This window comes from Prosthecobacter sp. SYSU 5D2 (assembly GCF_039655865.1).
In the GTDB taxonomy this organism is placed as follows: domain Bacteria; phylum Verrucomicrobiota; class Verrucomicrobiia; order Verrucomicrobiales; family Verrucomicrobiaceae; genus Prosthecobacter.
In genome coordinates, this window is record NZ_JBBYXL010000018.1 from 46,227 (window position 1) to 52,994 (window position 6,768).

Consider the following 6,768-nt stretch of genomic DNA (forward strand, 5'->3'; position numbering starts at 1 on the left):
CCAGCCGCGCCCACAGTTGACGAAATACCTGCCGTGCCCGGCCAGTATTCCTCTCCTCCCCAATGCGCACCCTTCGTCTGTCCTGCCTTTTCTTCCCCGTTTTCTTTCTTCTCCAGGCTCTGCCTGCCGCCACCCTTCAGGAATCCTGGGAGTCCGGCTATCAAGGCACAGATGCCACAGGCAAGCATGTCCTCGGTTATTGGAAATTTGATGCCGGGTCCGAGCTCAAAGACAGCTCTGGCAAAAAACATGACCTCACCCTCGTCGGCGCATTGCTGCACCCCGAAGGCCAATCCGGGCAGGCCCTGGAGTCCGCCTTTGAATCCACCAAACCCCACTCCGCCCGGGTCAGCGACAGAGAAGGGATTTCTCCTGCCGGGGCCTTCACCTTGGAAATGTGGATCAAACCGAAGCCTGAGTTTTCCGAGTCAGGCCGCAGCTACCTGATGGACAAGCGCTACGTGCCGGACAACCACACCGACTACGCCTGGCAGCTCACTGAGCAGGATTCCGCAGGCTCCCGCCGCCTGGCTCTCACCCTGGGTTTCGGCGCGGTCTCGGAGACCTTTCATTCCGCTCCGGTGAAAATCCTTCCTGGCGAGTGGCAGCACATGGCCATCACTTATGACGCTGCAGGCACCGCCACCTTTTATCACAATGGCTCCCTCATCAGCCAGGTGACCAAGCCCGGCTTCGGGGCCATTGTGCCGGGCACGAAGTTCCTTCACATCGGCGACCGCATTGGCAGCTCCTACAGCGGCTTCGCCGGATTCATTGATGAAGTCCGCATCTGCTCTGGAGCGCTCCGTTTTGAATCTCTGGCGCTGGAGATTACCAGCAACCGCCAGGTCTGGCAGCGCCTGGAGCGGGCCGAACAGGTCACGCTCTCTTCACTCAATCTGCGTCGCAAACCCGTTACGGGTGCCGTCCTCAAAGTAACCTTTGATGGCAAGAACGAAACCTTCCCGCTGCCCGACCTCAAGCCCGGAGGCAAACATGATGTCAAATTCACCATCAACACCGCGCTGAAGCCAGGCATGTACGCCCTCATCGCCCGCCTGGAGACAGGTGCATCAGCCACCGAAAAACAGGCCGATTACCAGATTGTGCCACGTCCCTCTCCGCAGATGCCCGTCATCCTTTGGGGCGGCGGAGATATGGCGCAGATGAAAGATGCCGGCTTTACCCACTTCATGGGATTGAATGCCTCTACCGGCGATATTTGGGCTCAGCGCAACGAGGAAAAGGACGTTCCCCCAGGTACTCCTGAAGGCATCGCCAGTTCGTTCCAGATGCTGGATCGGGCCCTCGCCAACGGCATGAAAGTCGTTTCGCGACTGTCTCCCAGCCGCGTCTTGGAAACCAACCCCGGCCTTCTTCGTGTGGACCGCTCGGGAAAAATCCTGAAGCGTCACGACATCGTGGCCCTTAACCCGGAGCTTCCGCCCTTCTTTGAAAAAGTAGGCCGTAGCATGGCACGCACCTACGGCCAGCATCCGGCCTTTGCCGCCACCCTGGTCAATAGCGAGGTGCGCGATTCCTCGCAGCCTTCCTTTACTCCGGTGGATATCGAAGCCTACCGCCAGTTTGCCCAGGCGGACATTCCTGCGGAAGTCGTCACCCGCCGGGGAGTGGACTGGACCAAGCTCAAAGATTTCCCTGCGGACCGCGTCATTCCTGATGACCATCCCATCCTCAATTATTATCGCTGGTTCTGGACCGTCGGGGATGGTTGGAATGCCCTCCATTCCGCCCTCAGCAAAGGCGTGAAATCCAGTGGCCGGCGCGACCAGTTCACCTTTTTTGACCCCGCCGTGCGCCAGCCCAGCATCAGCGGCGCGGGCGGCACGGTGGATGTCCTTTCCCATTGGACCTATACTTACCCCGATCCCCAGCGCATCGGCCTCTGCACTGACCAGCTCCTGGCCATGAGCGAGGCCTCCGGTCGCCGCCAGCGCATCATGAAGATGACCCAGCTCATCTGGTATCGCAGCCAGACGGCCCCCATCAAAAAAGTCCGGCCCGATGACATTCCCGCCTGGGAAGATCACGATCCTGAAGCCGCCTACATCACCATTGCGCCCATGCATTTAAAGGAGGCCTTCTGGACTAAAATTTCGCGTCCCATCGAAGGGATCATGTACCACGGCTGGCAGTCCCTGGTCCCCACGGACAGTACCAGCGGCTACCGTTACACCAACCCGAACACCGTTCATGTCCTCAAGGAGCTCATCCACGATGTCATCCGTCCGCTTGGCCCCACTTTGATGTGCATCCCGGATGAGCGTGCAGAGGTGGCTGTCCTGGAAAGTTTCACCTCGCAGATGTTCGCCGGCCGTGGTGGTTATGGCGGCAACCTGGGCTGGGCGGCGGATGTCTGGATGGCGCTCCAGCACGCTCACATTCGCACCGACATCCTGTTCGAAGAAACCCTCCTCAAAAACGGCCTCGCCGGTCGCAAAATTCTCGTCATGACGGACTGCGATGTTTTGACACAGGCTGTCGTCCAAAAAATCCAGGAATGGCAGAAGCGCGGAGGCAAAATCATCGCCGATCAAAACCTCTGCCCCGCCCTCAAGGCTGACATTACCCTCACCAGTTTTAAGCGCGCCAAAAAAGCTGCTGAGGACAAAGCCCAGGTGCTTCAGCTCGCCTCCACTCTCGGCCCCCAGGTCATCGCTCTCGGCCACCAGCCGCGCGTCACCGCGGACAGTCCCGAGGTCATCCTGCGCACCCGTCGTTTTGGCGATGCCACCTACCTCTTTGTCATGAATGATCATCGCGAAGCTGGCACCTATGTTGGCCAGCATGGCCTCGTGATGGAAAACGGCCTGCCCACCTCCGCCACGCTCACGCTCGCCCAGGACCATGGCGCCATCTATGACCTGACAAATGGCAGCCTCATCATCCCGCAGCGCGATACCGCCGGTGTCCTCCGCTGGAAAGTGGACCTCGGTCCCTGCGACGGACGCATCTTCATGATCCTGCCCAAGCCCCTTTTGCAGCTCACCGCCGATCTGCCCGCCACCGCCACACGCGGCAACAGCGCCGATCTCCAAATCCGCCTCACCACCACCCAGGACGCTCCTTTAAAAGCCATCGTCCCGCTGGAAATCCAGATCCGCGATGCCAATGGCAAATCCGCCGAAGGCAGCGGTCATTACGCCGCCGAAAACGGTCTCCTCACCCTGCCTTTATCCATCGCTCCCAACGAAGACCCCGGCACCTGGGAAATCCGCATCACCGAGCTCGCTTCGCGTATGCAAACCACCCGCTGGATGGCCATTTCTCCTTGAGGCTTCCAATCGCAGGAGCTGCTTCAATTGGCTGTACCGCGATGGCGTTTTTAAAAAAAATCTTGAAAAGCTATTCAGAATAATACTCAAAAGATTCTTGTTTTTCGGTATCCATGCTGTATCCTCCGGCCATGTCCGACCCACGCAACGCCGCCCACGATAAAAAAGTCAGTCACGACAAAAAACACCAGGAGGAGGCCGAAGCCAACAAAGCGGAGGCCAATAAAGCCGAAGCCGCTTCTGAAGCAGCCCCCGAGACTGAACCCGCCCCTGGTGGCCCTTCACCCGAAGCCATCGCCGTCCATGAAGGCTCGCTTGCTGTCCTGACCCAGGTCAAAGACATGGAGTTCCATTCCCGTGCCAACCTTGAGCGTCTCAGCACCCTCATGCTCACCGTTGAAGATGAACTGAAGCAAAAAGCCTTCGCCGCTTCCTTGGGGGAACTTTTCTCCGCTCAGGACGTTGTGCAGACCCAGCTTACCGCCTTCATCACCGCCTATCAGGCGGAGTGCGAAACCATCTAAAAAGAGGAGAAAAAGTTTTTTCCAAAAACCTGCATCCAGTTTGACCGCTGGGTGCGATTTTGTGCCGTCAACTCTCTTCTTCAAATGCTGGTTCCGGAGAGAGCGAATGGGTGATGTTCCTCCTTATCGGCGTGCAAAATGCACACATCGCTGCCTCGCTTTCTCCTCTTCCATTGTGGCAAGGAAGTTGCTTGAAACAGAACATATCTTATCCCAAGTAAGGTATTCAAAACTCCCCTATTAAATCACTCATGAAAGACTCCTTCTTCCTCAGCCGCTCATTCGTTGAATTCGGTCCCTTCCCAGCCGCAGAACTGCTTAGCTTTTCTGCCCGTGGTCTTCTTCAGGACAGCGACTATGTCCGTGGCGCAACCTCCGAAGACTGGGTCCATGTTAACGATTGGGTCGCCTCCCAGAAGCCTGCTGAGCCACCGGCACCTGCTGCTAAAAAAGCCGTGTCTCCGACTCCAAAGGCCGAAGCACCCGCTCCGGCTCCAGCTAAAAAGGCCCCCGCCAAAAAAGCGGCGACCAAGAAGGCTAAATAAGCCCCAGGCGCACAGCCGCCTGATTATATTCTTGCCTGTCAGGGACGCGCCCCGTTAGTAATCGGGGCGCATGTCTTTTCTCTCCCGCGACGCCACCATCGCCCGCCCCGGATTTTCCCGCTGGCTGGTGCCTCCTGCGGCCATTGCCGTGCACATGTGCATCGGCCAGGTTTATGGCTTCAGCGTCTTTAAAAAACCGCTGGCACAAATTCTCGGCGTCAACGCTCCCGCTGCAGGCGACTGGACGGAGGCCGATGTCGGTGTCGCTTACTCCATCGCCCTCGCATTGCTAGGGCTGTCGGCTGCCGTCTTTGGGAAATGGGTGGAGCGCAGCGGCCCTCGTAAAACCATGGTCGCCAGCATGGTCTGCTTTTGCACCGGCCTGGCACTCTCCGCCCTGGCGGTGAAGTTTCACCAGCTCTGGCTGCTCTATGCCGGTTACGGCCTCATTGGCGGCATCGGTCTCGGGCTGGGGTACATCGCGCCCGTTTCCACTTTGATGAAATGGTTTCCTGACCGTCCCGGCATGGCCACCGGCATGGCCATCATGGGCTTCGGTGGCGGTGCCCTCATCGGCGGACCTTTGGCAGAAGAATTGATGGCCTTCTTTGCCACCCCCACATCCGTCGGTGCCACCCAGGCCCTCCTTGTCATGGCGGGTCTTTATGCCGTCATGATGCTCTTCGGGGCCTTCATCGTCCGTGTTCCACCGGAAGGCTGGAAACCGGAAGGCTGGGTGCCCAAGACCCAGTCTGCCCGCCTTGTCACCAATGCCAATGTGGCCGTGGACACCGCCTGGAAGACCCCCCAGTTCTGGCTCCTGTGGATCGTCCTCTGCATGAATGTCAGCGCCGGCATCGGCATCCTCGGCCAGGCCTCCCCCATGATCCAGGACATGTTCAAAGTCACCCCCGCAGCCGCAGCGGGTTACGTCGGCCTCCTTTCCCTCTGCAACCTCGGCGGTCGTTTTTTCTGGTCCTCCATGTCGGATCTCACCGGCCGCAAAGGCATCTACTGTGTTTATTTCATCCTCGGAGCCGCCCTTTATATGAGCGTTCCGTGGACTCAAGGGCAGGGGAGTGTCACCCTCTTTGTCATCGCCACCGGTCTCATCCTCACCATGTATGGCGGCGGTTTCGCCACCATCCCTGCCTACCTTCGGGATCTCTTTGGCAGCTACCAGGTCGGTGCCATTCATGGCCGCCTCATCACCGCCTGGTCCATGGCCGCCATCATCGGCCCCCAGCTCGTGGACCGCCTCTCCGTCGCCAACAAAAAGACCATGCCCCCGGAGCAGGCCTACAACTCCATTTTCTACCTCATGATCGCCCTCCTCACCGTCGGCCTCATCGCCAACCTCCTCGTCCGCCCCGTGGATGCCAGACACCATGTTAAAAGCCAGTCTTGATCCCATTCCAAAGTTCTCAGTTCAGTTTTTCGTCATTCTGAATTTCGTCATTCGTCCTTCATGAAACCCCTCCTTATCTGGCTCATCGTCATCCTTCCCCTCTCCTGGGGCGTCACCAAATCCGTCCAAAAATCCCTTCCGCTCTTCCGCAATTCCCAAGTCCAAAAATAACATCAATGAGCGATTGGCGACCCTAGCCGTAGGGCGGATGTGTTTTGCGCCGAGCCAGATCGCCAGTATCAAAAAATCCCTTCGCAAAACTATCCGGCTGGATCCCGAACGCACGAAGTCTGCCTTATCCACACCCCGCCCAAAAGCCGGATAGTTTGTCGCCCACCTCTCTCCCGCAATGCCCCCTTCTCCGCCAAACACATCCGCCCTACGATGCCGTGGCTGATCCCCAAAAACATTCCGTTACCTGCTGATTTCTTGGGGTTTGATCCAGATCAGCCTGTCAGTTCAGACCACTTCAGTTCCTACCATCGTCATCTCCCCCACTGGCGGGCTGCCGGACGCTGCTATTTCATCACCTTTCGCCTGCGGGATTCCATCCCTGCTGAAGTGCTCATGCAGATGAGACAGGAGGCCCAAGCTTGGCAAAAGCGCCTGCTGGTAAGTGCTTTGAACCCGGACTATGCAGTAGAGTAGATCAGAGGTGCGGTTAGAGTCTCGATTTTGCTGAAGATGGCGTCCATCCAGGGGCGTTTTTTGCGGGGGAGTGAAAGCTTGAGCACCGTTTTGCGCGCGTGCTGGCTGACCCAGCCGCCTATTGCAAAGCATTGGGAGCGTAGCGTGCCCAAGGTAGCCTGGTTGTGGCTGTTGAGTCCAAAGTGCCGGAACAGGCTCACCAAGTTATAAGCCACCATGATGAAGCGAAACGATGCCTCGGTGGCCCAGAAGTGAGGTGCGCTAAAATCCTGGACCACAAAATAAGGGACAAGCACTATGAGAACCGTGATCCGCAAACGATACAGCAATGATTTCAGAGAGCAGGC

4 protein-coding genes and 1 pseudogene are annotated in these 6,768 nt (G+C 58.0%); 4 read left to right on the forward strand and 1 reads right to left on the reverse strand.

Annotation, left to right across the window (positions count from 1 at the left end; all coding sequences use genetic code 11):
• Positions 1 to 62: 62 nt before the first annotated feature.
• The 4 genes from WJU23_RS23145 to WJU23_RS23160 all read left to right on the forward strand — a co-directional run bounded on the left by WJU23_RS23145 (position 63) and on the right by WJU23_RS23160 (position 5,773).
• Positions 63 to 3,296 (forward strand): LamG domain-containing protein, encoded by a 3,234-nt coding sequence (locus WJU23_RS23145; protein WP_346335013.1) that lies wholly within the window; start codon positions 63 to 65, stop codon positions 3,294 to 3,296.
• A gap of 131 nt (positions 3,297 to 3,427) precedes the next feature.
• A complete protein-coding gene (locus WJU23_RS23150) occupies positions 3,428 to 3,820 on the forward strand; it encodes a hypothetical protein (protein ID WP_346335014.1) in 393 nt (130 codons plus the stop codon).
• A gap of 251 nt (positions 3,821 to 4,071) precedes the next feature.
• Positions 4,072 to 4,365, forward strand: a complete 294-nt coding sequence (locus WJU23_RS23155; RefSeq protein WP_346335015.1) for a hypothetical protein — start codon at positions 4,072 to 4,074, stop codon at positions 4,363 to 4,365.
• Between the two features lie 70 nt (positions 4,366 to 4,435).
• Positions 4,436 to 5,773, forward strand: a complete 1,338-nt coding sequence (locus WJU23_RS23160; protein ID WP_346335016.1) for an OFA family MFS transporter — start codon at positions 4,436 to 4,438, stop codon at positions 5,771 to 5,773.
• Between the two features lie 632 nt (positions 5,774 to 6,405).
• On the opposite strand, the pseudogene WJU23_RS23165 reads toward WJU23_RS23160, so the two are convergent.
• Positions 6,406 to 6,768, reverse strand: a pseudogene (locus WJU23_RS23165) (hypothetical protein); the annotation flags it as partial.

Coding starts and splice junctions, on each gene's coding strand:
- WJU23_RS23145 (WP_346335013.1), top strand. CDS start 63: ATGCGCACCCTTCGTCTGTCCTGCCTTTTCTTCCCCGTTTTCTTTCTT.
- WJU23_RS23150 (WP_346335014.1), top strand. CDS start 3,428: ATGTCCGACCCACGCAACGCCGCCCACGATAAAAAAGTCAGTCACGAC.
- WJU23_RS23155 (WP_346335015.1), top strand. CDS start 4,072: ATGAAAGACTCCTTCTTCCTCAGCCGCTCATTCGTTGAATTCGGTCCC.
- WJU23_RS23160 (WP_346335016.1), top strand. CDS start 4,436: ATGTCTTTTCTCTCCCGCGACGCCACCATCGCCCGCCCCGGATTTTCC.